The organism is Melittangium boletus DSM 14713 (assembly GCF_002305855.1).
Lineage (GTDB): Bacteria > Myxococcota > Myxococcia > Myxococcales > Myxococcaceae > Cystobacter > Cystobacter boletus.
Window position 1 is genome coordinate 763,322 of sequence record NZ_CP022163.1, and the last position, 25,319, is coordinate 788,640.

At 68.5% G+C, this 25,319-nt stretch carries 14 protein-coding genes and 2 pseudogenes; 8 read left to right on the forward strand and 8 right to left on the reverse strand.

Annotated features, from left to right (window positions below; all coding sequences use genetic code 11):
• Positions 1–306: 306 nt before the first annotated feature.
• Complete coding sequence (locus MEBOL_RS03225) at positions 307–1,506, reverse strand: carbohydrate-binding family 9-like protein (RefSeq protein WP_095976026.1); 1,200 nt, start codon at positions 1,504–1,506, stop codon at positions 307–309.
• Positions 1,507–1,672: 166 nt separating this feature from the next.
• Here MEBOL_RS03225 and MEBOL_RS03230 point away from each other — a divergent pair, with 166 nt between their 5' ends.
• Positions 1,673–2,497 carry an FHA domain-containing protein gene (locus MEBOL_RS03230; RefSeq protein WP_095976027.1) on the forward strand — a complete coding sequence of 275 codons (825 nt, stop codon included), beginning with the start codon at positions 1,673–1,675 and terminating at the stop codon, positions 2,495–2,497.
• Positions 2,498–2,500: 3 nt separating this feature from the next.
• Here MEBOL_RS03230 and MEBOL_RS03235 read toward each other — a convergent pair whose 3' ends face one another.
• From MEBOL_RS03235 to MEBOL_RS03250, 4 genes are all read right to left on the reverse strand, one after another.
• Positions 2,501–2,863 carry a PH domain-containing protein gene (locus MEBOL_RS03235; RefSeq protein ID WP_425437636.1) on the reverse strand — a complete coding sequence of 121 codons (363 nt, stop codon included), beginning with the start codon at positions 2,861–2,863 and terminating at the stop codon, positions 2,501–2,503.
• Positions 2,864–3,055: 192 nt separating this feature from the next.
• Positions 3,056–4,366, reverse strand: a complete 1,311-nt coding sequence (locus MEBOL_RS03240) for an adenylosuccinate synthase (protein WP_095976029.1) — start codon at positions 4,364–4,366, stop codon at positions 3,056–3,058.
• Positions 4,367–4,401: 35 nt separating this feature from the next.
• Entirely contained in the window at positions 4,402–8,073 is a 3,672-nt protein-coding gene (locus MEBOL_RS03245) for a UvrD-helicase domain-containing protein (RefSeq protein WP_095976030.1), read from the reverse strand.
• Positions 8,066–11,332: a PD-(D/E)XK nuclease family protein gene (locus MEBOL_RS03250; RefSeq protein WP_095976031.1), complete on the reverse strand. Its 3,267-nt coding sequence runs from the start codon at positions 11,330–11,332 to the stop codon at positions 8,066–8,068. The genes MEBOL_RS03245 and MEBOL_RS03250 overlap by 8 nt, the downstream gene beginning before the upstream one ends.
• 107 nt (positions 11,333–11,439) lie before the next feature.
• Here MEBOL_RS03250 and MEBOL_RS03255 point away from each other — a divergent pair, with 107 nt between their 5' ends.
• From MEBOL_RS03255 to MEBOL_RS03270, 4 genes and pseudogenes are all read left to right on the forward strand, one after another.
• On the forward strand, positions 11,440–12,285 hold the full coding sequence (locus MEBOL_RS03255) for a phosphatase PAP2 family protein (protein WP_245919418.1): 846 nt from the start codon (positions 11,440–11,442) through the stop codon (positions 12,283–12,285).
• Between the two features lie 26 nt (positions 12,286–12,311).
• Positions 12,312–12,986 (forward strand): TFIIB-type zinc ribbon-containing protein, encoded by a 675-nt coding sequence (locus tag MEBOL_RS03260; protein WP_095976033.1) that lies wholly within the window; start codon positions 12,312–12,314, stop codon positions 12,984–12,986.
• A 267-nt stretch (positions 12,987–13,253) separates the two neighbouring features.
• Positions 13,254–13,385 (forward strand): annotated as a pseudogene (locus MEBOL_RS44025) (IS701 family transposase); the annotation flags it as partial.
• Positions 13,386–13,501: 116 nt separating this feature from the next.
• The gene (locus MEBOL_RS03270) at positions 13,502–15,157 is read left to right on the forward strand and encodes a CapA family protein (RefSeq protein WP_095976035.1); all 1,656 of its coding nucleotides are present in this window, start codon (positions 13,502–13,504) and stop codon (positions 15,155–15,157) included.
• 26 nt (positions 15,158–15,183) lie between these two features.
• Here MEBOL_RS03270 and MEBOL_RS03275 read toward each other — a convergent pair.
• Positions 15,184–15,927: pseudogene (locus tag MEBOL_RS03275) on the reverse strand (transposase); the annotation flags it as partial.
• Between the two features lie 537 nt (positions 15,928–16,464).
• Positions 16,465–19,446, reverse strand: a complete 2,982-nt coding sequence (locus MEBOL_RS03280; protein ID WP_095976037.1) for a discoidin domain-containing protein — start codon at positions 19,444–19,446, stop codon at positions 16,465–16,467.
• Positions 19,447–19,685: 239 nt separating this feature from the next.
• Between MEBOL_RS03280 and MEBOL_RS03285 the strand changes: the two genes are divergently transcribed.
• Complete coding sequence (locus tag MEBOL_RS03285; RefSeq protein WP_095976038.1) at positions 19,686–21,113, forward strand: ferritin-like domain-containing protein; 1,428 nt, start codon at positions 19,686–19,688, stop codon at positions 21,111–21,113.
• A gap of 9 nt (positions 21,114–21,122) precedes the next feature.
• Here the strand turns inward: MEBOL_RS03285 and MEBOL_RS03290 are convergent, their stop codons facing one another.
• Positions 21,123–22,772 carry a glycoside hydrolase family 43 protein gene (locus tag MEBOL_RS03290; RefSeq protein WP_095976039.1) on the reverse strand — a complete coding sequence of 550 codons (1,650 nt, stop codon included), beginning with the start codon at positions 22,770–22,772 and terminating at the stop codon, positions 21,123–21,125.
• Positions 22,773–22,894: 122 nt separating this feature from the next.
• On the opposite strand from MEBOL_RS03290, the gene MEBOL_RS03295 reads away from it, so the two are divergent.
• Positions 22,895–23,809 carry a methionyl-tRNA formyltransferase gene (locus MEBOL_RS03295; protein WP_095976040.1) on the forward strand — a complete coding sequence of 305 codons (915 nt, stop codon included), beginning with the start codon at positions 22,895–22,897 and terminating at the stop codon, positions 23,807–23,809.
• Between the two features lie 146 nt (positions 23,810–23,955).
• A complete protein-coding gene (locus MEBOL_RS03300; RefSeq protein WP_095976041.1) occupies positions 23,956–25,275 on the forward strand; it encodes a ferritin-like domain-containing protein in 1,320 nt (439 codons plus the stop codon).
• Positions 25,276–25,319 lie beyond the last annotated feature (44 nt).

Genomic DNA, 25,319 nt, shown 5'->3' on the forward strand with positions numbered 1-25,319 from the left:
TGACAGGTGCGGCGCACCTGCGAGGTGATGTCGCGTGACGCCCCGGACGCGCTCCGCGCCCAGAGGCAGGCGGATTCGCCGGAAGAACGCCCGTTCTGACCCAGGGCGTCACGCGCTCGGGCGCGGGGCCCATGGCGACGAGACGCGGCTGGATGACCCCAGGTGGGGTCTTCTCCTACCCCTCAACATGCCCCGGCCGGGACCGTGAAGATGCAGGAAATCCGTCCGGCTAGAACCGGACCCTTTCTACCTAGCACCCTCGCGCGCCCACGTCCACGGAAATCGTTTGCCTTCAAACGAAGCGCTTCAGTCGAAGACGAGCCAGCCAAAGCGCGGCAGGGCGTGGAAGTCCCCCACGAAGAGCGGGGAGAAGGACTGGCCCTCCTCTGCTCGCCGTCCCGGATGCTCCAAGCGGTAGAGATTGAAGCGCCAGCGGTCTCCCTTCTGGGGTGGCACGTGCGGCACCTCGGCGAGGCGCGCGAAGGGAATCTTCATCTCCACCCGCCAGCCTTCGTCCTTATCAGAGGGGTCGTCCAGCGAGCCCCGCACCTTCACCGCGCTGACCATCCCCGAGTCCCAGCTCAAGTCCATGCCCCGCCGACGCGCGGGGAAGTAGGCGTCGAAGTGCACGTTGTGCGGAGACACCTGCAGCTCGTTGTAGGTCCTCCCGTCCGCGTTGGCGTCGAGGAAGACCTCCACCACTTCCTGGGTGTAGAGGGGCTCGTCCCGCTGACGGAACGTGCCCCAGACATCGGGGTCCTCCACGTCGAAGGCCACATAGAGGTGCCGCTCGTCATAGGTCAACCGGGCCTCCGTGCGCAGCGACATGGGACGGCCATCGAAGCTGCCTCGCAGCACCACGGGGGCGGCCGCCTTCCAGGCCGCGTCGTCGAGCACGCCGTCGATCACCGGCGCCTGGGCGGCGCGGTGGACGAGGTACTCGGGCGGGGCCGGGAGGGCGCCCCCCAGCTCCGGGCCCCACATCCGGTTGTCTCCCGCGTGCGCCTTCGGGTCATCCACCCCCAGCCGCGCGTTTCCCCGCCAGAAGCCGAGCACCACCCGGCCGGGCATGGCCGGCATGGGAAGCGTGTGGACATCCTCCGCCACCTTGCCCACGGGCCAGGTCTCCAAGGGGGCCAGTCCGCCCGCGAAGCCATGGTCCGCGTTGGCCAGCATCTGTCCCGTCGTGGGGTCCACGACGTGCACGAAGAACTCCCAGCCCTGGGGAGGCGGTTGCAGGGCCTCGAAGTAATGGGCGAGCTGGACGGGCTGGCCGGGAGCGGCGCCTCGCGGGGACACGCGCGAGCCCAGATAGCGCACCGTGCCTCCGGCGAACGTGGTGTCCGCCCGGTAGGTCAGGTCCGACGGAGCGGCGTCCAGGAAGCGGACCTGCGTGGGTGGAGGCAGGGCCTGGGTGCGGGGCCTCGGACCCGCCTGTTCGTCGCGGCAGGCGGTGGACACGAGCACGAGCAGCAACGAGGACAGGAGGAGGGAGGCGGAGCGCATCGGGGGGGTGAATCCTAGAAGTCCCTCCGGCCGATGTCTTGGAGAAGGAAGCCCGAGGCGGGTCCACGAGGATGGACCCAAGGCCGTGGACGGGACGGGACGCGGGGAGCAACACCGCGCCACTCCATCACGCGCTCCCGGCACCCCCCTTGCCACGTCCAGCGCCATGAACTTCGAATTCGAGCACCTGGGCACCCCTACCCCCTTCGAGTTGTCCGAGGGCGAGCACCTGCTGGGCGGCGGCGAGGACGATCAGATCCGGCTCGAGGGGCTGCCCCCGGGACTGCTGACGCTGCGCATCGGGGAGGGGCGATTGATGGTGGAGGCCCGCCATTCCTTCACGGTGGAAGGGGTCCTGGTGCCTCCGGGCGTGCCTCGTCTCGTGCTGCCCGGGGAGGTGGTGGGACTGAGCGAGGACATGAGCCTGCGGGTGCGGGGACCCGAGAGGGAGACGGAGCGGCAGGTGGGCACCATGGCCGTGCTCAAGCATCTCCTCGTGGACCTGGACGCCCCCCTGGTCTCGCGAGCCGCGACCCTCCAGTGCCTCACCGGAGCCGAGGTGGGCCGGACCTTCGCCCTCGCCGAGGCCGTGACCGAGCTGGGCCGGGGACAGGCGGCCTCCGTGCGGCTACGGGACAGGGCCGTGTCGCGCAGTCACGCGCGCATCCGCCACGAGGAGGGCACCTTCTTCCTGGAGGACCAGGACAGCCCCAATGGCGTCTTCCTCAATGGGCAGCGGGTGGACGCGCCGCGAGCGCTCCAGGAAGGAGACGTCATCGAGCTGGGACGGACCCTGCTGCGCTTCCAGGCCCCGGTGGCCGAGCCGCCTCCGCCAGCACCCGAACCTCCACCCGGAGAACCCCCCGCTCCCGTGGCCCCCGAAAGCACGGCGCCAGAGCGCCGCCAGGGACGGTGGGAACCGTGGCTCCTCGGGCTCGGGGCGCTCCTGGCGCTGGTGGGACTGCTCTCGACCTGGGCGCTGGCGACCTGAATCTCAGGCGCGCAGGGGCGAGAGGCCCGCCCGCTCGATGAGCAGGCGAGCCAGCCGCTGGTGGTGCGAGAACAGGCTGGTGAAGTGCACGAGGCCCCGGTTGCCGCGCACCGCGTACACCGTCAGGGGGCCCGGTAGGACATCCACCTTGCGGATGTCCGCGAAGGAGAAGCGGCGGGTGCGCACCATGCCCCGGTAGGTGAGGCCGTCCGCGTCCACCACGATGCGGGTGCGGCCGTAGTACGTCACCGACACCGCGAAGAAGAGGACGAAGAAGACGGCGGACAGGAACGTCTGGACCGGGACCCCGTCGAAGCGCAGCAGGAAGAGCAACACCCCCAGCCAGAGCAATGTCGCGGCGCCCATGACGGCCGCGAGCACGGCGTGGGGGCGGAATACCTGCTTTCCTGCCTTCGAATCGCCCGGGTTCATGCCTCTGAAACTAAGGCACCTCCCTGACAGGTGCTACCGCTCCCCCTGTCCTCCAGACGAGGAAGTCCAGGTCTGGACTTCCGGGGTTCCCCGTCTGTACGCCGAGACGCCCGGGCGCCCGGTGGCTCAGCCCCGGAAGGGGTTTTGCAGCAGCACCGTCTCGCCGCGATCCGCGCCCACGGAGATGCAGGTGACGGGCACGCCGCTGATCTCCTCCACGCGGCGCACGTAGCGCTTGGCGTTCTCCGGCAGCTCGTCGAAGGTGCGCACCCCGGCGAGCTTGTCGTCCCAGCCCGGCAGGTTCTCGTAGAGGGGCTTGACGCGCGCCAGGTCCTCGTAGTCCCCGGGCAGCTCGGTGATGCGCTTGCCGTCCAGCTCGTAGGCGTTGCAGATCTGCAGCGTCTTGAGGCCGGAGAGCACGTCCAGCTTCGTGAGCGCCAGGCCGTACAGGCCGTTGACGCGCGCCGCGTAGCGCAGCACCACGCCGTCCAGCCAGCCGCAGCGGCGCGGACGGCCCGTGGTGGCGCCGAACTCGTCGCCCACCTTGCGCAGCCGATCGCCCACCTCGTCCGTCAGCTCCGTGGGAAAGGGGCCTCCGCCCACGCGCGTGGTGTAGGCCTTGCTGATGCCCATCACCCGGTCGATCGCCGTGGGGCCCAGACCCGAGCCCACCGCCGCGTTGCCCGCCACGCAGTTGGAGCTGGTGACGAAGGGGTAGGTGCCATGATCCACGTCCAGCAGCGTGCCCTGGGCGCCCTCGAAGAGGATGCGCGCCCCGCGCTGCACCTGGCCCGCGAGGTAGAGCGACACGTCACTCACGTAGGGCTTGAGCCGCTCGCCCAGCGCGGCGAAGTCCTGGTGCACCTTGACCGCGTCCAGCTCCGGAGGCGGGGCGCTGTCGGGACGGCACAGCTCGCGCAGCTCGTCGCGCACGCCCGGCAGCCGCTCCTCGATGCGCTTGCGCAACCGCTCCGCGTTGAGCAGGTCGCGCACGCGGATGCCCCGGCGCGCCACCTTGTCCTCATAGGCCGGGCCGATGCCACGACCCGTGGTGCCGATGGCGCCCTCGCCCCGGGCCTTCTCCCGGTAGGTGTCCAGCAGCTTGTGCCACGGGAAGATGACGTGGGCGTTGTCGGAGATGAGCAGCTGCCCATCCTCCTTGAGGAAACCGCGCTCCTTGAGGGCGTCGATCTCCTTGACCAGCACGGCCGGGTCCAACACCACGCCATTGCCAATGACGCAGGTCTTTCCCTGATGAAGGATGCCCGAGGGAATCAGGTGGAGCACCGTCTTCTGGCCCCCCACCACCAGCGTATGGCCGGCGTTGTTGCCCCCCTGGAAGCGCACGACCACCTGGGCGTGCTCCGTGAGCAGGTCCACGACCTTGCCCTTCCCCTCATCTCCCCACTGCGCTCCGATGACGACGACGTTCGGCATAGGGCGCCCCGCTTAGCACGCTTCCCCACGGCCCGTCATCGGATGGATCCGCCAGGGTGGCAGTGCCCGACATAGCCGCACGCCAGGCGAGAACAGACGGCGGACTCCCGGCCAGGCCAGCGTCCCCGGGACTCGGACTCCACCAGCGCCCGGACCGCGTCCTCCCATCGCTCGGGAAGAACCCGCGAGTCCATCTCAACCGATGAGAACTCCGGCTCCAGCACGTCCTCCCCGAGGAAGACGAGACCCACGCGAACGGGCACGCCCTCGTGGACCAGCTCACGCGAGGCCAGCAGCACCGCCGCCAGGAGCTCCGCGTGCGCCTCCACGCCTCGAGGAGAACGCTTGCCGGGCTGGAAGAGCACCACCCGGGCCTCGCCCGCGGGCGTTTCCCAGAGCAGATCCACCAGGCCCTCGATCGCCGCGGGCGCGGAGCCTGGCAAGGACAACACGAAGGGCAGCGCGCGGTGCACCCGGGCGCCGGGAGTGTTGGCCAGTTGCCGGGCGAACGCCGTGTCCAGGAATCGCTCCAGGGTGGTGAGCGCCTCGCCGACCCCATCGTCCTCCAGCGCCCAACCCACCTCGCGCACGAGCGCTTCCAGGCGTGAACGACGCTCGGGGCCAGGCGTCGCGGCGAGGCGGAAGTCCACCCGCCTCATGAGCTCCAACACCCGCTCCGTGGCACCTGGAGCCGGCGCGCCCCAGGCATCCCGCTCGATGTAGGGCGAGGACTGACGCGGCGGCGCCTCCCAGTCCACCCCTCGCGCCCGCAGGCCGAGCCGGTGGATATAATGATAGCGGCGGGGACACGCGATGAAGTCCCTCAGCGCGCCAGCGTCCACGGTGACGGACTCGGGAGTGGCCGGGTCCAGCCGCGCGTGCACACGCTGCCAGGCGGCATCGAGCCGAGCCTCCTGCTCCGCGGGATCCACCGCCTCCAGCGCGTCCTGCTCCGGAGGCTCGGGCAACGAGAGGACGTCCAGGTCCTCGACGAGTTCGCGCAGCCGTGTGTCCGCGTGAAGCCGTTCGTCGAGCAGACACCACCAGGAGTCCGCCGCCCCCCGCTCCTCGCCACCGGAGAGGAGGAGCCGATCCTTCGCACGCGTGAGCGCGACGTACAGCAGGCGCCGGTATTCGGCCGTCTCGCGTCGCCGCAGTTCGTCCTTCACCGCGTCGAAGCGGGGCGAGCGGTACTTGCTGTCCACGTTGCCGCTCAGTTGCGTGGGCAGCCAGGGCCGCAGGCTCAGGCCATGCGCGCGCTCGAAGAGGACCCGCCCCGAGGACGAGCGCCGCTTCCCGCCGAGCGCGGGCACCACCACCACCGGCCACTCCAGGCCCTTGGCGCGGTGGATGGTGAGCAGTTGCACCGCCCGGGGATCTCCCTCGTCCAAGAGGTCCGCCTGGGCCTCGGTGGGCTCCTCGTGGGCCAGCCGTTGCAGCTCCCGGGCGAACGTCACGCAGCCGCCCGTGCCCCGCTCGTCGCGCCGGCCCGCCAGCGCGAGCAGCTTCTCCACGTTGGCGCTCGCCTGTTCCGCGTAGGGCGTGCCCGCCAGGGACTCGCGGTAGCCCGTCAGGTCCAACGTGGCGTCGAGCAGCGCACGCACGCCGAGCCGATCCCGCTCACCCCGGAGCCGGGGCAAGGCCGTGAGAAAACGCTCGAGCCGGGCGCGCTCCCCCTCGGGCAGGGACTCCAGGAGGGAGTCCCCCGCGCGCTCCACGGCGGGAAGCGACAGGCCCTCGGGTCCGGCCAGCCGGAAGAGCGAGGCATCCGACACGCCCACCAACGGCGAGCGCAACACCGCCGCGAAGGCGAGCGCGTCCTCGGAGTCCGCCAGCAGCGACAACAGCGAGGCCAGGTCCAACACCTCCTGCGCGCCGTAGAAGCCCCGTCCGCGCAGCACCCGGTGGGGAATGCCGTGGCGGATGAGCGCCTGCCGGTACACCTCCAGGTGGGTGAAGGTCCGGAAGAGCATGGCCACGTCCCCGCCTCGCACGGGGCGCGTCTCCTCGCCGTCCCTGCTCACCGCGACGAGCGGGTCCGCCCCCGGGGCCAGCATGATCTTCAGCCGCCGGGCCACCGACTCCGCGTCCGCCAGGCGCAGCTCTCCCGTGGACAGCTCCTCGTCCTCCAGCAGCAAGCGCTCCACCACCGGGGCGGGAAGCGGCGCCGGACGCACGGGCTGGAGGTCATCCTCCTCGGGCGAGTACACCACCTCGTAGTCGCGCGCTCCGCCCTCGCCCGGCACCAGCACGCCCGCGAAGGCCTGGTTGAAGAAGCCGAGCAGCGGCGGCACCGAGCGCCGGTTGTGCTGGAGGAAGTCGCGCACCCCGCCCTCCTCCTCGATCTTCCGGGCCAGCACCTCGAAGACGGACACGTCCGCGCCGCGGAACTCGTAGATGGACTGCTTGCGGTCACCCACCGCGCACAGGAAGGCGGGCTCCAGCGGAAGCGAGGCCACCACGTCCGCGTCCGGCGCCAGGGGACGGGGAGCGCCCTCGCGCCGCTCGGCGAGCAACAACACCAGCTCCAGTTGCAGGCGGTTGGTGTCCTGGAACTCGTCCACCATCAGCGCGCCCAGGCGCTCCTGCATCTGCCGCCGGAAGTCCGGCAGGTCGCGCAGCAGATCGCGCGTCTTCACCAGCAGCGAGGTGAAGTCCAGGGCGTTGCGCCGGGTGAGTTCCTCCGCGTGGCGCGTCTCCACCTGCTCGAGCAGGGCCCGGAACGAGGTCTCGAAGGGAGCGGTGCGCCAGCCGGCGTACAGGTCCGGCAGGGTCATCACCGAGCCATCGCTCTTGCCGAAGACGGACCAATACAGCGCCTTCATCCGGGTGCCGGGCTCGCTCCGCTGAGCGGACATCTTCCGGTCATCGGCGTGAAAAGCCGCCTCGAGCGCGGGCAATCGCTCGGGCTCGAAGCAATTCTCCAGGGTGAGGCCCTCCAGCGCCCCCTCCAGCTTCTCGCGCAGCTCCCGCCACTGGCCCTTGGCGTCCAGCTCGGCCACCTCGCCGCACCACTCGAGGCAGCGCTCCACGAGCGCGTCGAAGGCCTCTCGGGCCTCGTCCTGGGTGGAGACACGGGCCTGGGACGCGCGCAGTCCTTCCTCGCGCAGCTTGCCGTAGAGCCCCGCCAGCGACGCCACCAGGCCCTCGGTGAAGTCGGAGCCCGAGAAGGTCAGCTCCTCGCACAGCTCGCGCACGTTCGCGCCGCTGTCCTCCAGCGCGTCCAGCACCACCCGCTCGCACACGTCGAGCACGAGCGAGCGCGCCTCCATCTCGTCGAGCAGCTCGAAGGACGTGTCCACGCCCGAGCCCGGAGGCGCACGGCGCAACATCTGGCCGCACATCGAGTGGAAGGTGCCCACGGAGGCCGAGCCCAGCTCCTCGCGCAGCGAGCGCCAGGTGTCCCGCGAGGGGAACGGCAGGCCCAGCCGCTCGAGCGAGGCGATCAGCACCTCTTCCCCGTGGGGGTCGGGCGCGGCGTGGACGAGCGCGTCCAGGCGCGAGCGCACCCGGGCGCGCAGCTCCGCGGCGGCCTTGTCGGTGAAGGTCACCATGCCCAGGCGCGAGGGCCGCAGGGGCTTGAAGCCCGTGCGCGCGCCGGACAGCAGGTGCAGCGTCATCGTCACCAGGCTGTACGTCTTGCCCGCGCCCGCGCCCGCCATCAGCGCCAGGTTCTTCTCCAGGGCCAGCACCGAGGCGTCACTCATGCGAGCCCTCCTCGTCCACGAGCCGCCGCTCGGTGATGCGGCACACGGCCTGGTAGCCACACCGCGAGCAGTCCTTGGGCCGCATGGCGAACTGTCCCGCCCGCACCGTGCGCACCAGGGACTCCACGGCATTGGCCAGGTTGGGCTTCTGCTCCGCCGCCATCCGGTCGCGCACGGCGGGCTCGGTGGACAGCAGCTCATCCAGGTCGAGCGTCAGCTCCTGCTTCTTGTCCTTCAGGACGTCCGACAGGAGGAGCGCCTTGCCCGTCCGCAGCGAGAACCACGCCGCCTGACGGGTGTCCCGGTGGCCACTCGCCCGCGCCGCGTACAGGTAGAGCGGGAGCTGGAAGTCCGAGGCGTCGAACAGCTTGTTCCTCAACTCCGAGCGCGACAGGCCTCCGGACTTGTAGTCGATGACGCCCACCTCGCCTCCGGCCATGTCCAGCCGGTCGATGGTGCCCTCGAAGTGGATGAGCTCCTTGTCCACCTCGAGCGTCACCTCGTTCCATCCCTCGGCGGGGTTCCTCGGCCCGAAGCGCAGCTCGAAGTCCACGGGCTCCAGCCGCTCGAAGGGCAGGCCCCGCCGCTCGTCCAGGAGGACCCGTCGCACCATGTTCTTCGCCCGCTCGCGCGCGAGCCGCCACAGCGCGGGATGGCCCACGTAGTGGCGCTGCTCGAAGTGCGCCCGCACCTCGTCGAGCACCGTGTCCAACAGGGCCTCGGGCAGCTCGTTGAAGCCCTTGCCGAGCAATTCCCGCTCCTTGAGCCGCTTGAAGAACTCCTCCAGCACGCGGTGCCAGAAGACGCCCTGCCCCCGGCTGTCGAACTCCTCGCCGGGCCGCTCCGGCTCGGGCACCTTGAGCCCGTAGGACACGAAGCCCTGGAAGCCGCAGTTGCTGAAGCGGGCGATGGACGACGCGGACAGGGGCTTCTCGGCGTCGAAGCGGAACGCCTCCCGGATCGCCTCGCCCAGGTCCGGCACGCCCACGAAACCCGTGTAGCGGCCCGCGTCCTGACGCGTGCCCCCGAAGAAGTGCAGGCGCTCGATCTCCACCCGCATCATCTCCTCGGCCGACAGGAGCCACGGCGCGTCCTGGAAGCGGCTCCGGATCAACGCCCGGGCCGGATCCGGCTCGGAGACCCGCAGCCGCTCGAGCGCGAGCGATTCCAGCACCACGCGCTGGCGCAACTCCGCCGGAGTCAGCACCTCGTCGAGCGGCACGATGGCCGGCATCGAGCGCGGCGCCCACGCCCCACCCGTCAGCCGCCGCACCTCCTCCAGGAACGCCGAGGGTGCCTGCTCCTGCCCTCCCACGCCCGCCACGGAGAACGACAGGCTCACCGTCTCCTCGGCGGACGCCAGGACGCTGGCGAACAGGAGCCGATCCTCGGTGAGCCGCCAGGGCGCGCGATCCTCGAACTCGCCGCCCGTGAGGCGGAAGACGTCCCGGCCCAGGTGCTTGTTGAGGGCATGGCGCTCGGAGTCGCCCAGCAGCGCGTTGGGCACCTCGCGGCCGGGGAAGCGGCCCTCGGCCAGGCCCCCGAGGAAGACATGGGCGAAGGTGCGGCCCTCCAGCTCGCGCACGTCCAGCACCTCCACGGCGCCCGTCGTGGGGCCCCGGGGTGGCAGGTGCACGTCGCGCAGGGCGTCCTGGAGCCACCGTCCAAAGGTGCGCCGGCCGAGCCGGGGCCCTCCGCCCACCATCGCGAGCGTCCGCTCCAGCTCCCGCACCCGCGCCACGAGCGCCCCGCGAGCCGCCTCGTCCCGGACCCGGGCCTCCAGCGCGAGCGCGTCCAGGCCCTCGTCCGCGGGTGCCTCCGTCGCGACCTCGGAGTCCAGCATCCCCAGCCGCCGCACCACCTGCCACCACGCGGCGAGCATCTCCGAGGCCTTGCCCTGCTCCGGGATGCGGCGGCAGGACTCCAGCAACAGGAGGCACCGCTCGCGCAGCACCCGGGCCTCGTGGGCGCGCCGCTGCTCCCTCGGGCGCACCTGCTCCGGCAGGGGCTGCAACCGCTTCGCGAGCGCCTCCAGACGCACGTCATACGCGCCCTTGCCGCGCGACGCGCCCAGCCGGTCATCGCGCACGGCCGCGAGCGACAGGAGCGTGGCGGGAGCATCGGGCGCGCCCCGCGAGAGCGTGGGCACGTAGCGGCTGGAGAGCAGCTCCGCCACGCGCTCGGCGGGAAACCCATCCTCCACCAGGAGGGGCAGATCCAACGCCAGGCGCACCGGCCCCGCCAGCGCGAGCGGTTCACCCCAGGGCAGACGCACGGGCACGCCCAGCTCGCCCAGGGCCTCCGCGACCCAGGGGGCCTCGGGCCCCAGCTCCCTCCAGGCCACGGCGATGCTTCCGGGCGCGGCCCCCTCGTCCACCTTGCGGCGCACGTCCCGGGCGATGAGCCGGGCCTCGTCCCGGGCGGAGCCCGCGCTCCACAGGCTCAGGCCCTCCACCGCGCCCGCGAGCACGTCCTTGGGCACCTGCGGCGAGAACAGGTGGCGTCCCAGCTCCACCATGGGGCGCGACTCGAAGGTCACATCCGCCTTGAAGAGGTCCACGTGGGTGAGCGTGTCGCCCCGGTTCTCGAAGGCACGGAAGAGCGCCGCCAGGGCCGCGTCCGCGACGGGAGAGCCACCCACGGGCGTCTGCACGCGCAGACCCACCCGGCGCGCGTCACACACGGCCGCCAGGGCCAGCAGCAGCTCCAGCGTCGAGGGCCGCACATCATAGACGCCGTGCAACACGAGGGAGCCCACGTCCGCCCAGGCCTCGGGCCACTCGCCCCGCTCCAGCGCCTCGCGAGCGCCCCGCACCCCGTCCTCGCGATCGGCCAGGCCCAGCTCGGCCATCTTCCGCTCGTAGGCGTGGTGCAGCAGCGCGAGCAGCCGCACGCGCTCGCGCCGCTCGGGGGGCAGCACCTCCAGCGCGTCCTGCAACTCCCGCGGAGACAGCCGCCCGGCCTTCAAGTCCAACACCACGTCCAGCGCGGCGCGGGCGAAGGCGGGCTCCTGGACGAAATCCCCCAGGGGCGTGGGGCCCAGCCCCTGCGCGAGCGCGCTCAGGACGGTGCGCGCCACGAGCGGAGAGCCCCGGCGCCGCCCCAGCTCCCGCGCGCCGCCGAGCGCGTCCAGGAAACCCTCCCAGGTGAGGAAGAGATCTCCCCGCACGACCCCCCCGGCGCCACGCGTCGCGCGCAGAGCGGCCTGACGGCGTCCGGCATCGGGGAAGACCTGGAGGGAACGGCGAGGCTCGGGCATACGGGAGAAGTGGAGTCTAGAACGACGCGGGGGGCGCATTTATGCTCGGCGCCATGCCATCCGCTCTGACTTTTCTAGCAATCGCCTCCCTGGTTGCTTCCTCACCCGTGCCCGACGCCGCCCTGCCCCACGCCCAGCAGGCCACGGATGCCCCCCGACTCCAGGCGTTGGACGTGAACTGGACGCGCGATGGCCTCATCACGGGAGTGGGGGGTGCCTTATGGATCACCACCGAGGCCCTGCTCAAGTCGAGACTCGCTCCGAGCACCTGTCGCTGGTGCGACCGCTCGCCCGACGGGACGGACACCCTGAACGCGGTGGACCGGTGGGGGCGGGGCATGGCGGCTCGGACCGAGAGCGGCCGGCATGCCTGGAATACGTGGAGCAACGTCTCGGACTTCGTCGTGCTGCCGGTGGGCGTGCTCGGCGCGCAGTACCTGCTGGCGTCGGGCAGCGGCGCCCCGGTGCGCTACTTCGCCGAGGACGCCACCATCATCATCGAATCGGCGGTGGTGGCGGCGGTGGCCAACCAGGCGGTGAAGTTCGCCGTGGGCCGCGAGCGCCCCTTCGTCCACGTGCTGGAGGAAGGACAGAAGGCGCACACCGAGAAGCCCTCGGACAACAACCTGTCCTTCTACAGCGGACACACGAGCCTGGCGTTCTCGCTCGTCACGGCGGCGGGCACCGTGTCCGAGCTCCGGGGCTATGACAAGAGCTGGCTCATCTGGGCGGTGGGACTGCCCGCCGCGGCCTCGATCGGCGTGATGCGCATGGGCGCGGACAAGCACTACCTCTCGGACGTGGTGGTGGGCGCGGCGGCGGGCTCGCTCTTCGGCGTGGCCGTGCCCCTGCTGTTGCACGGCAGGCAGACCCAGGCCCAGGGCGCCGGCACGGGCATGTCGATGCGGATGTCCGGCAACCTGGGCGGCATGTCGCTGTCCGGCACCTTTTGAGCAACTGAACAAGGACGGCTTTTCCCATGAGCACCTGCGCCTTCTGCCCCGGCCCTCTCCTGCCCACCTTCACCGATAGCCTGCCGCGCGAGCGCTGTGGCCGCTGCGCCTCCGTGTGGTTCGAGGGCGATGCGCTCGCCAAGGTCGTGGGAGGCTCGGCCGCGGACGAACTCGTGCGACGCGCGAGAGGCAAACATGGCCTGTGCAAGGGCTGTCAGGCCCCGCTCGCCAACGTCCCCCAGTGCCAGCAGTGCCACCGGCCGGCGCCCACGTGTCCTCGCTGCGGCATCGCGCCCCTGGCCGTGACGAAGGTGCATGAGGTGGAGGTGGATGTCTGTACGCACTGCCACGGCGTGGCGCTCGATGCCGGAGAGCTGGAGCAGTTGCAGAAGCTCGCGCGCGCGGATCGGGAGCGGGAATTCGACCTGAAGCCCAAGCTCGAACCGGAGACACTGTCCAAATCCCAGTGCGCCACGTGCAAGCGGACCGTCAAACTGAAACACGCCTTCACGCTGGACAACCAGCTCTATTGCGGCAGCTGCGCGCCCTCGGGCTCGGCGCCCTATGATCCCACTCTCACCCGGCCTAGACCCAGCATGCAGCCGTCCGCGAGCATGGCCGCCATCCAGAGGGCGCGGTGGAGTCCCATTGACCCCATCTCCTCCGCGATCGACTGGCTCTTCTCCGGCCTGGGGGACTGACAACTCACCAGTCCATCCCAATGGTGGCGAGAACGCCAGAGCCCATTCCCTTGAATACCCACGGACAATCCACCTACCGCGGTGCGAACTATTGTCTAGCGAGTCTCCTACTCGCCAGCATCCTTCTCTTGCACAACCGGCTCCAAGCGCTTAGTACCACTTGCTGACTTTGAAGTAACCTCGAAGGGGCCGTGTTGAGAAGTAGAGATGACACGGAGAGAGATGAGTCAGCTCGACGGGGAGCTGAGCGAGTACCTGGAGACGATTCTGGCCGGGGAGAAGGGCAGCGGCTGCATTGGCATGCGGCTGTACCTACCGGAGGAGTGGGCGCGCGACGGCGAGCGCCAGGCGGAGGTGGGAGTGCCCACGGAGGTGTGCTTCGAGCGCAAATGGGAAGTACTTGCTGCTACGTCGCATTGGCCACTGCCCGCTCTGTCTGCGTCACGTCGACAGCCAAGCCCCTCCTCTCGGCCCCTCTCGCATGTGACCAAGTAGTACTAAAAAGGATGTTCAGAATGGATGCATATTTACTGGATGCGTTGAAAGAAGTCATACAGAAGCTCAAGACCCGCCTTGAGGATCATCAGGGCGAAGTCGTGGCCACGCTTGAGCGCGTGTCGTCGGGCGAATTGAAGATGACCGAGACGATCAGTCCTGAGGAAGAGGACTATGCTCGGGCTCTGTTCGGCTGGGTGGCGCAAGTGGGCCCGCAGAAGGTCCTAGCGTCGCTGCTGCCCCTGTTGGCCAACCCTGCCGCACTCAAGGGGGGGATCCCGTTTGACGAAATCCTGGACCCTGGGTTTTCGGTCATGCCACCTCTTCCGGAGGGGCTTAAAGACAAGCGCCACTTGACCAAGCTAGCGGTTCTGCTGGTGAGCTACATTTTTTATGATTCGTTCCACTACCCGCAGGTAGAGAAGGGCGTCTATGACATCTCGGGCAATCCCTTCCAAAAGCTCAAGTGGCTCTACCGCTACTGGTTCAACCAGCTTGAAGTCGCGGAGAAAGGCTCGGGGCTGGAAGCTTTCTTCGCGGCGCAGAACCTTGATTTCTTTAAAGAGAATGGCGCATCGCCAGCTCCCGAAGGCAAGGTCCCTGTTGTTCACTCTCTGTCTGTTTCGTGTGCGGGAGATCTGCTCGCGGTCGATGCCCTGATCCCTGAAAACACACCGCACCTGTTCGACGACATCACCGATTTCTACAGCACCGCTGACATCGTGAGCGCCAACCTGGAGTCAACCGTCGACAAGCATCAACAGGTGGGACGCACTCAGTCGCCGGGTCAACCGGCAAGAATGAATACGTCCCAGGCGATGTTCGACAAGTTCCGCCACGAAGCGAAGATCAACTATTTCAGCACCGCGACCAACCACGCGATGGACTGGGGCGTGGAGGGCGTGCTCGCCACACTCGAGGTTTTGAAAAAGTCGGGCGCCTACTATTCCGGCACTGCCGCGAGCCAGGCCGAGCAGGATGATGTGGTAGTGGTTGAGAAGAATGGCATCAAGGTCGCCCTGCTGGCCTACACCTTCGATCTCAACGGCTACAAGGTACCCGCCGACAGGCCTTACCTCGCCAACGAGGTGCGGTTCAACGATGCCTTCCCGGCCCCCAATTACGCGCTGATCAAGAAGCAGGTGGCGGCGGCAAAAGCCAAAGGCGCGGACTGGATCATCGCCTACTGCCATTGGGGGTGGGAGTTCGAGATGTACCCCCACGTCAATATTGTCGAAGCCGCGCACAAGGTGATCGAGTGCGGCGTTGACACGATCCTCGGCAACCACCCGCATGTCAGTCAGCCCGCGCAGCTTATTCCGCGCCTGGGCAAGCAGGATGCGCTGGTGGTCTACGCGTTTGGCGACTTCGTCAGCTACCACCCGGAAAGCCGCAATTCAAAGCTGGCTTATGCCATCAAGTTCAACATCGGCAAGGTCCACGGCACGACGGGCTTGTTCGACCTTCAGGCGCTGCCGATCTACATCGTCAATGAGGATCTGGGTGAAAAAAGATTCAACTGCCGTATCGTCAAGTTCTTCGATGTGCTGGAGAATCCGGACGGCTACGGTCTGACTGACCTTGAGAAGCGGCAACTGACGCACCTGCGTGAAAAGGTGTGGGAAGACATTCTGTCTCCGCTTTCAAACCTCCCGAAGTGGACGCGGGGTGATTAACACTACTGCGTTAGGGCTGGGCAGGCTTTGAGGTAGCGCTCCATCCCCAAGCTTTCCCCCGCCGCGCCCAACAAGGTCAACAGACTACAGGCCAGCGCGCTCACCAGCAGCAGCCTGTCTCTCCTCTCCGTCGAGCGCACCTTCACCCAGGACAGGCCCATTCCAAAGCGCAAGTCCTTCATGTCCCGGAACGTCTCCTCCGTCCGGAAGCGCTTGGAATAGAGCCCTACCACGAAGGCCGCCGTGGCTTCCTTCAAGCTCGTCGCCAGACACCAGGCCTCCTTCATTCCCTTCTTCTTCACGCACACCACCGCGGGCACGGGGGTGTTGTCCTGGGTGACTCGCGCTCCCGTCATGCGCACCGCACGGCCCGACTCGGGCACCCATCCTCCCGCGCTCCTCTTCTCGCCTGTCTCCGCCGTGACTTGAATGCACTGGCGAAAGCGCACCACGTCGTCGAACTTCAACTGCTCGAGCAAGGCATAGAACTTCTGGTCCCCAAATCCCCGGTCCGCCAGCACGATGACCCGCACCGTCTCGGACACGACTTCCCGCAGCCGGTTGAGCAGGAAGTCCTCCCCATCCACGTCGAAGTCCGTCCAGTCCAGGGCCACCACCGCCTCGCCCCTCTGTCCCAGCACATACGGCACCCACTGGGCGAAAAGTGCCCAGACGTCGATTCCTGGGTTGGAGAGGAGCCGGTCCACCTGTTTCACCCCATGTTTGCTCTTCGTGCCTCGGGCCCAGGCCAGCGCTTTGCCGATGAGATGCACCCCCAGACTGGCCGCGTGGATGACGCCCAACGTGGCGTAGGAGAGAGACAAAATGCGCAGGGCATGGAGGTCGCCCTCGAAGAGCGATTTCATGAAGGAGTGCACCTGCTGGTCATTGAGGCGAGGCTTGCGCATGACCTCGGAAGTAAGCATGCGGGTCCTACTTCTCGCACCAGTCAACCCACTCGCCGCTCCCTCCCTCGCTTGCTAAAATGAGGGGATGGCTCAGGGTTGGCACCACCACGTCTCCGTCGCCCTTTGCTGCGACGCGTTCATCATCGCCGAACGCGTGCGGCATTTCTCCCCTCGGACGGAAGGCCGTCACAAGCCCAGCCGCAGCCGCTCCCGGCCTGAGCGCCATTTCCACGACAGATTCCTTACCGCACGGCTCGCCATCGCTCGGGTGGTGGCCTCCTGGCTGCCTCGCTGCCCCACCTGCCACCGGAGGTGCCAGACCTCATCCCGTTCGCCTCTGGCCTCTTCCGTTCACCCGTCCGGACCCTGACGCAGGAGTGCTAGCCCCCTGAGCTCGCTCTAATCCACGCCGAGCACGGTGAAGCCGTACGCCGGCAGGGTGACCGTGTAGCTGGCCGAGGTGATGGCGGGTCCCGCCCCGCCGGTCAACAGGTCCACGGGTGTCTGGGATGTCTGGATGCCCGTGTTCGCCAGGTTGACGGTGATGGACTGGCTGGAGCCCTGGTAGTTCAGGATGACCAGCGCCTTGACGGACCCGTCCTTGTTCGTGCGCTTGAAGGCGTAGAACCGCCGGTTGTCCTGGGTGCTCAACTTCACGCGCGAGCCCGCCGGGGACAAGGCCTTGTAGGAGGCCTGCGCCCGCATCAGGCTCCAGAGCCGGGTTTGATCCGCCTGCGACCAATCGGGGATGACGGTCTCGTGGGGCAGGAGCGTGTGTTGTCCGTTGTGCAGGTAGAACAGGGTCCCCAGGGTCGTCAGCGTCGCGATCTCCAGCAGGCGCTTGGGGGCGGGCACCCCGGCGATCTCCCAGCTCGGCGGCGTTTGGGTAATCCCCCCCGCGGCGTTGATGGCGTCCCGGTTGTTCTTCAGGATGTTCTCGATCCCATCGGGGTTCTGGTTGTTGATGGCCGGAATGAGGGTGCTGAACCCGGAGCCGCCCCAGTTGGTGAGCTCGTAGTCCTGGATGCTGTTGTAATGCCAGTCCGTCACATAGCCCGGGCCGGGGGCGCCCTCGGAGTTGGCCCAGGTGTCGTAGGTGCGCAGCACGTCCGTGATGTGCGCGTTGTTGATGGCCGGGGTGATGCCGTCATAAACGGCGGGCGCGTCCAGGGCGAAGCCATCCAGCCCCTTGTCCATCCAGAACCGGATGTACTTGCGCGTCTCGTCCCGCCACTCCTGGGTGTTGAAGTTGTAGGACGGGATGTTCTGTCCCCAAAAGGCGTAGTAGTAGGCCCCCGCCCTGCTGCTCCAGTACCAACGCTCTCCGCCGGTCGAGCGGAAGTGGAACCACATGCGCTCCTTGCTGTAGACGTTGTTGCGGTTGTCGTCCTGCGCCTTGAGGAAGAACGAGGCCGTGTCCCGCGCGTACCCGACATTGCCAAACATCAACACGCGCATTCCCCGTGCATGCGCCTGGGTGAGCAGGTTCTGGAAGTCCGCCAGGGTCCCGATGGACGGGTCGATGCTGTAGTTGTCCGTGGCCCCCAGTCCCGCCCACACATCCGCGGGCCCGGTATAGGGCGCCATGAGTTCGATGGCCCCATAGCCTCGCGACCGCAGCTCATCCAACTCGCTCGCGATCGTGTTCAGGGTGATGTGGTAATACTTGGGGTAGTACCGCATGACGCCCGCCCCTTCCTCCCACCACCGGGCCCGGGGAGGCGAACCCACGCCGATGACCTTCAACTCCTGGCTGCTGGCCCAGTGCCCGGCGGCCGAGCCGTAGACGGTGAGCCGGATGTAGCGGTAGGTGCCGTTCACGTCCTGGACGAAGTCCTTGCCCGTGGCGCCCGTCGACTTGTCCAGCAGCGTCGTCCACGTGGTGTTGTTCGTGGACCCCTCGAGCTTGAAGCGGTGGGTGTCATGATCGACGAAGGACTGTTCAATCCGCTTGATGAGGCTGGGGTGGCCCAGGTCCACCTTGAGCCATTCGGGCAGGCTCGGGCCGCTGGCGCACCAGTACGACGCGCCATTGCCATCCAGCGCCTTGGCGGGCTCGTACCCGGGCGCGAGCGACGACGAGGAGCCCGAGGCCCCCAGGGCCAGGTTCCTCTCGATCGGGACGCCAAACACCCTGAACTCCTGGCTGCTGGCCCAGTGCCCGGCGGCCGAGGAGAGCACGGTGAGCCGCAGGTAGCGGTAGGTGCCGTTGACGGCCTGTCCCCACGTCTGGCCCGTGGCGCCCCCGCTCTTGTCCAGGAGCATCGTCCACGCGGATTGATCCACGGAGCCCTCGACCTTGAACTGGTAGGTGTCCACGTCCACGAAGGTCTGTTCCACGCGCCGCACGTCGGACAGGCCACCCAGGTCGATGATCATCCACTGCGGCATGCTCGCGCTGGTGGCGCACCAGTAGGTGGTGGGATTCGAGTCCGTGGCCCGGGTGATTTCATAGCCAGGGGAGACGGTCGACGCCCGCCCCGACCTGCCCAGCGCCAGGTTGGCGAAGCCATACACCTTGAACTCGGTGCTGCTCGCCCAGTAGGCGGACGCCGAGGACTGCACCGTCAGGCGCACGTACCGGTAGGTTCCACTCACGCCCCGCGCGAAGGACTGGCCCGCGAGCCCCGCGCTCCCATCCAGCAGCACGGTCCACGTCTTGTCATCCGGGGAGCCCTCGATCTTGAACCGGTAGGTGTCGAAGTCCTTGAAGTTCTGTTCCACGCCGGTGACGAGGCTCGGGGAGCCGAGGTCCACCTTCAGCCACTGCGGCAGGCTCGCGCTGCCCGCGACCCAGTAGGTCGAGGTGTTGGCATCCGCGGCCTTCCCCGGCGCGTACTCCGCCAGGCTCGAGGACGCGGACAACGGCCTGCCCAGCGCGATGTTGTCCCCCTCGTTCGTTCCGAAGACGCGCAGTTCCCTGCTGGAGGCCGCGAAGCCTTCCTGGGAGCCCGTCACGGTCAGCTTCACGTAGCGGAACGTTCCATTGACGCTCTCGCCAAACACCTGCCCCGCCGCGCCCGTCGTCCTGTCCACCAGGGCGGCCCAGTTCGTCCCGTCGATCGACGCCTCGATCTTGAAGCGCCAGGTGCCCAACTGGGTGAAGGACTGCTCCACCCGGCTCAGGGTGTGCAGCGCGCCCAGGTCGAACTGGAGCCACTGGGGACTGGCCGTCCCGCTGGCGATCCAGGCCGTGGACAGGCTTCCGTCCCGCGCCTTGAGCGCATCCGCGGAGGCGGAAGACGCCGAGACCGTCCCCGAGAGCGCCAGGTTGCCACTCGCCGCGTGTGCCGTCCGCCCGTCCAACGCCGCCCACACGCCGCCCATCATCGCGAGCGCGCACAACAAGCCCCGCAGTCGCTCCATGCTTCGCCTTGTCATGGCCAATCCTCGTCCGCTCCGGAACACCTTTTTTGCTGTTTATACCAGGAATTCATTGATTCGTCGGCGGAGTGAGCATGGGCGGTCCAGTGGAAATCTCGGGCGGTCCCCTCAGGTTTTTGAGTCAGGAGGGACTGCGCCGTCTCCCTCGCGCGGGGCCCCGCACTCGGAGGACAGGCTCCGGCGACCCTGGCATCCGCATTGCTCGTGCATCACCGTCCGATCTTCCAGGAGCCTCCATGTCCTCGTCCCGGCTGCGCCTGCTCTTCGCCCGTACCCTCCGTGCCTCGCTCGCCTCCCCGCTGGTGCTCACGGGGTGTGGAATCGTCGATCCGGTGATCGTCGAGCCGCCGGTGCCCCCCATCGAGAGTCCGAAACCCTGTGACGACGGGACCCAGGGGTCATGTGCCGAGAGCCCCAGCGTGGACCTGACCGGCTACGCCCCACCCGCGTGCGCGGGGAGCCGGCCCGCGGTGAGCGGTCTGTCACCCGCGCAGCCTCCCGACGTCGTGCAGTTGCGCTTCCTCACCACGAACTTCGGAGCCCAGAACCCCGAGACGTCGCATCACGAGGCGGTGCTCTCGGCCTCGGGCACCGCCTGCGCGACGGCCTCCGACGCGGCGGCGTGCCAGACAGCGCTCGACAAACTCAAGTCCTCTCAGGGCTTCCATTACTCCTGCGAGTCGCTCTGCAGCGCCTACTACCTCGCGACGACCCGGGGCGACGAAGTGGCGGCCCACACGTCCCTGGAAGCGCTCAAGAACTTCCTGGGGCCCATCGACACGGCCCAGGAGGCCGCGCTGCTCGCCTTCGGCAGGGGGCTCAACGTGGGGTGTGAGAAGCTGGAGTACGGCGCGGTGAAGTCCAACCCCGACGGTACCTTCAACGTCGTGGGTACCGAGGGGCACACCTGCGGGCCGGGCACCAAGCTGTACCAGGTCGTCCTGGGTGTCACCCCGGCGGGAACCGTCACGGAGTTGAATCGCGCGGTGCTCCAGCAGGGAGACCCCAATTGCACCATTGGCCGGAGGCCCGACGGGCTGCTCGCCGCCGGAGGCGTGGACTGCGACAATGTCCTGGGACAGCACTTCGCCCAGGCCGCGCACCTGGAGGCGGCCTCCATCCAGGCCTTCCTGCGGTTGCACGAGGAGCTGGCGCTGCACGGCGCGGACGAGTCCCTGCGGGACGCGGCCCTGGCGAGCGCCGTGGACGAGGTGATGCACACCGATGTGAGCAACCGCCTGGCGCGCCGCTTCGGCGCGACGCCTCCCCGGCCCCAGGTGGAGACGCGGCCCCCGCGCCCCCTGTTCGAGGTGGCGCTGGAGAACATCGTGGAGGGCTGCACGCGCGAGACGTACGGCGCGCTGGTGGCGCACTACCAGGCGCTGCACGCACGGGACGCGGAGATCCGCGGCGTGATGGAGCGCATCGCCGAGGACGAGACGCGTCACGCCGAGCTGTCCTGGGCCATCGATCGCTGGGCGCACGAGCGGCTGTCGGACCCGGAGCGCGCCGCCCTGCGAGAGGCGCGGCACCGGGCCGTGAAGACGCTGCGCGAGGAGATGGCCCAGTCGCTGGACGAGGAGCTCACCACCCAGGCGGGAATGCCCCCGCCCGAGGTGGCCGCCGCCCTCCTGGACTCGCTCGAGCGGGAGCTGTGGACCTGAGTCCCCCGCTCAGGGAATGACGACGGGCACGTGCATGCCCTTGCCGTCATAGGACGTGGCACCGCAGGTCGCGCGGGCCCAATCCCCGTTCACCGCCGAGCAGATGCGGAAGGTGCTGATGTTGGAGGGGGCCACGTCGATGCCTGGCGTGTCGCAGCGGCCGCCATAGGTCCAGGCGAGGGCGCGGTTGACGGAGTTGACGCCGATGCAGGGGCCGATCCAGGCCCCCGTGTCGCGGCGCTGCACGTCGATGGAGTACTGCGCCCCCGTCTGCTTCTCGTTCCAGGTCAGGTCCACGAAGGGCGCCACGCCCGAGGGCAGTGACAGGAAGACATCGTCGGAGAACCCGTCGTAGGGCGTCTCGACGGAGGGACCCCAGACATTGTTGTTCGAGTAGAAGATGCGCAGGGCGGCGATGTCGCCCTTGTTCACCATGCGGCTGTTGGCGCTGAGGCACACGCCGTCGAAGGTGACCTTGTTCCCCGTGCCCAGCCGGTTGACGTCGAGGCAGGGGCCCACCACCGAGCCATCGCGCAGCACGAGGTCGAGCGAGTAGCTGTAGCCCGCCTTGCGATTCCACCGGACGTTGATCTGGTTGAGCGAGTGCATCGTCCCGTCTGGCTTGAAGGCGACGCGCTGCTTGTAGGTGCTGCGCGAGGTGAAGGTGCCCGCGGGCTGGAAGGCGCCCTGGTGGAAGAAGTTGAAGTACTCCCCGCGGCGGTCGACGATCGCGTTGTGTCCGTGGGTCTGGACGAGCTGGCCGGCGGCATTGCGCATCGGCTGGGAGAGCCGCCGGACCGCGCGCGCCCGGGTGAGCTGCGGGAGCGAGTCCGCCATGATGTAGCTCATGGCGTACTGGCTGTTGAACCATCCGTGGCTGAAGAGCAGGTAGTAGATGCCGTTGCGCTTGAAGATCTCGGGGGCCTCGTTGATGCCCTCCTCGTGCGCGGGCACCGCGGCAATCGCCGGGCCGGTGACGTTGTAGACGGTGGCGGGCGCGGCGGTGTTGATCGCGGAGATGTTGTTACCCCGGTCGAACCAGACATAGTAGAGCCACGAGCCCGATGGATCGTTGTACGTGGCGGAGTCGATGCGGATGGTGCGGTTGCATCCCTCCTTCACGCAGCCCGCGCTGATGTTGCTGCGCGGCAGGGTCGTGTTCGGGTTGATGGGCTGGGGCACGCCAAAGCGCAGGTTCAGGTCGGGCGCCGAGGCCCTGAAGGTCGTGACATCCTGGCCCGACGCCGGACAGGCCGCGCCATTGGGGACGCGCTGGCCCGAGAAGGTCAGGACATAGGCGCCGTTGATCTTGTTGAGGTCCGGCGCCCAGATCAGACAGTAGTCATAGACCGGATCCGCCACCGAGGGGTTGTACTCCAGCTTGAAGCGGAAGGTCGTGAGGTCGTTCGTCTCGTAGATGGGAAGGGTCACGGAGTTGCCCGTCCCCGTGAGGAAGAACAGGTCATCGTTCTCCTTGTAGACCTCGGGATCCGCCATCCCGGGCACGACCAGGGTGCGCTCCCAGCCGCTCGCCAGCGGAGACTCCGCGACCTGGAGCCCCGGCTCGGAATCGTGGCGGGAGTCCTCCTCCCCCGAGCAGCCCAGGAGCGCCGAGAGGGCGAAAAGAGAAAGCGACGGCCATGAGGGTCTTGAACGCATGCGATCTTCTCCAGCGCCGTGGCGAGGGAAACGGGCCCGGCTGAATCCATGTAAACCAAGAATTAACAAAAAAACGAGGGTCTTTCGAGCGGACCGCCGGAAACCCCAGCTAGTCTGGGCCCATGTCCCCCGTTTCGTCCCATGGTTGGCGCATCGCCCTGCTCACGGTGTCCGCGGACGTGGTGAATGGGTTCCACCACGTCCTGAGAGAGCGCGGTCACGAGCTCGTGGCGATCGTGCTTCCCCCGGGACCGGATGGCTCTCGGCCGCGGCACCCCGCCGCCTGGGCCCCGATGATGAACGTGCTCCAGGCCGCGCCCCCGGGAGCCGACGTGCTCATCGCGGGCCAGCGAGACCGTCTCGCCCCGCTGCTCGCCTCGGCCCGGCCCGATCTGCTCCTCAGCTTCTTCTTCCCGTGGCGCGTCCGCCCGGAAGCGCTCGCCGTGGCACCCCTGGGCGCCGTCAATGTCCACCCCTCGCTGCTGCCCCGCTACCGGGGACCCAATCCCCTGGGGTGGACGCTGCGCAACCACGAGCCGGAGGTGGGCATGACCCTCCACCGCATGGACGCGACCTTCGACACCGGCCCGGTGCTCATCCAGGGCACGCGGCCCATCGACGACTCGGACAGCGCGGAGGACGTCGTCCGCAAGGTGATGGAGTTGTCCATGGAACTGCTGCCGGAAGCGCTCTCCCGCGTGCAGTGGCGGGACGAAGGCGAAACGCAATCCAATGCGGAGGCCAGCTACGCGGGGATGTTCGAGGATTCCTACCGGGAGTTGGATTGGAACGCCCCCGCGCGCGAGGTGCACCTGCGGGTGCGCGCCTGCGCCGTGTCCTCGTGGCGGGGCGTGCCGCGCGTCGCGTACGCCTCGCTCGAGGGGCGGCGGGTGCATATCCAGCGCACCCGGCTCGCCGAGGAGCAAACGGGTGACACGGCCGTCCCGGGCACCGTGTTGGACCGGCGGGGGGAGATGCGGCTCGTGCGGTGCGGGGATGGGCCGCTCTGGGTGACGCCGGGCTCTTTGGATCCGTGACAATCCCATCCCGGGGCTCTCAGCTTTTTGAGACCCGGAGGACACCGCGCGGGTCCGTCTTCCCTCGCGCTCGGACATGCCGGGATGCATGACCGTGGCATCCGCGTTGCTCAAGGAACGTGCTCCACCTCCCTCTCGGAGCACGAATGACCTCGTCCCGTCTGCGTCCGCTGTTCGCCCGAACCCTGCGCGCCTCGCTCGCTTCTCCCCTCGTGCTCGCGGGTTGTGGCGGAGCGGATCTCACTGGCTACTCCGCGCCCGCGTGCGAGAACGGCCGACTCGCGGTGAGCGGACTGTCTCCCACCGCCTCCACGGACTTCGTGCAGTTGCGTGGCCTCGATCCTGACAGTGTCGCGCCAGATCGCCCCGAGTACGTGGTGTCCACCTCGGGCACGGCCTGCGCGACCGCCACCGCCCCCGCGACGTGCAAGTCCACGCTCGAGTCCCTTACCTCCTCCACGGGCTTCCACACGTCTTGCCTGGACATCTGCAATGCCTACTACGTCGCGACGACCCAGGGCGACGAGGTGAAGGCCCATGCATCCCTGGAGTCCCTCAAGAGCTTCCTCGGGCCCATCGACACGACCCAGGAAGCCGTGCTGCTCGCCTTCGCGGAGGGCTACAACCTGTCGTGTGACCGGCGGGACTACGGCGCGGTGAAGGCCAACGCCAACGGCACCTTCAATGTCATCGCCACCAAGGGCCACGCCTGCGGGCCGGGCACCAAGATCGTGCAGTACGTCCTGGAGGTGTCGAACTCGGGAGAAGTAAAGGAGCTCGCCGACGAGGTCCTCGTCCGGGGCAATCCTGGATGCGCCGTGGGCCGCCGTCCCATGGGCTTGCGCGAGGGAGGCCACGTCGTCTGCGCTCAGGCGCTGGGGCGCCACTTCGCGGAGACCGCGCACCTGGAAGCGGCCTCCATCCTGGCCTTCCTGCGCCTGCGCGAGGAACTCGCGCTGCACGGCGCGGACGAGTCCCTGCGCAACGCGGCGCTGGCGAGCGCGATGGACGAGGTGCTGCACACGGACGTCAGCACCCGGCTGGCCCGGCGCTTCGGAGCCACGCCCCAGCGCCCCGATGTGGAGGAGCTGCCTCCCCGCTCGCTCTTCGCGATGGCCTTGGACAACGCCGTGGAGGGCTGCACGCGTGAGACGTATGGCGCGCTCGTGGCCCACTACCAGGCGATGCACGCGGAAGACGAGGAGGTGCGCGGCACCATGGCGCGCATCGCCGAGGACGAGACCCGGCACGCCGAGCTGTCCTGGGACATCGAGCGCTGGGCCCAGACGCGGTTGTCGGACGAGGAACGCGCCCGTCTTCGAGAGGCCCGGCGTCAAGCCATCTCGGTGCTTCGCGAGGAGGTGTCCATGCCGCTGGATCCGGAACTTGTCACGCGGGCTGGATTGCCCACCCCGGAGGCCGCCGCCGTCCTGCTGAATTCGCTCGAGCAGGAACTCTGGGCATGAACGGATGAGGATCGACGGAGAGATCCGCGGACCGGTACATTGCC

Bases quoted from the DNA above. Each gene is read 5' to 3' on its own strand.
- MEBOL_RS03280 (WP_095976037.1), bottom strand. From the start codon at position 19,446: ATGACAAGGCGAAGCATGGAGCGACTGCGGGGCTTGTTGTGCGCGCTC.
- MEBOL_RS03285 (WP_095976038.1), top strand. From the start codon at position 19,686: ATGTCCTCGTCCCGGCTGCGCCTGCTCTTCGCCCGTACCCTCCGTGCC.
- MEBOL_RS03235 (WP_425437636.1), bottom strand. From the start codon at position 2,863: ATGGGCGCCGCGACATTGCTCTGGCTGGGGGTGTTGCTCTTCCTGCTG.
- MEBOL_RS03300 (WP_095976041.1), top strand. From the start codon at position 23,956: ATGACCTCGTCCCGTCTGCGTCCGCTGTTCGCCCGAACCCTGCGCGCC.
- MEBOL_RS03225 (WP_095976026.1), bottom strand. From the start codon at position 1,506: ATGCGCTCCGCCTCCCTCCTCCTGTCCTCGTTGCTGCTCGTGCTCGTG.
- MEBOL_RS03270 (WP_095976035.1), top strand. From the start codon at position 13,502: ATGGATGCATATTTACTGGATGCGTTGAAAGAAGTCATACAGAAGCTC.
- MEBOL_RS03245 (WP_095976030.1), bottom strand. From the start codon at position 8,073: ATGAGTGACGCCTCGGTGCTGGCCCTGGAGAAGAACCTGGCGCTGATG.
- MEBOL_RS03250 (WP_095976031.1), bottom strand. From the start codon at position 11,332: ATGCCCGAGCCTCGCCGTTCCCTCCAGGTCTTCCCCGATGCCGGACGC.
- MEBOL_RS03290 (WP_095976039.1), bottom strand. From the start codon at position 22,772: ATGCGTTCAAGACCCTCATGGCCGTCGCTTTCTCTTTTCGCCCTCTCG.
- MEBOL_RS03260 (WP_095976033.1), top strand. From the start codon at position 12,312: ATGAGCACCTGCGCCTTCTGCCCCGGCCCTCTCCTGCCCACCTTCACC.
- MEBOL_RS03295 (WP_095976040.1), top strand. From the start codon at position 22,895: ATGTCCCCCGTTTCGTCCCATGGTTGGCGCATCGCCCTGCTCACGGTG.
- MEBOL_RS03230 (WP_095976027.1), top strand. From the start codon at position 1,673: ATGAACTTCGAATTCGAGCACCTGGGCACCCCTACCCCCTTCGAGTTG.
- MEBOL_RS03240 (WP_095976029.1), bottom strand. From the start codon at position 4,366: ATGCCGAACGTCGTCGTCATCGGAGCGCAGTGGGGAGATGAGGGGAAG.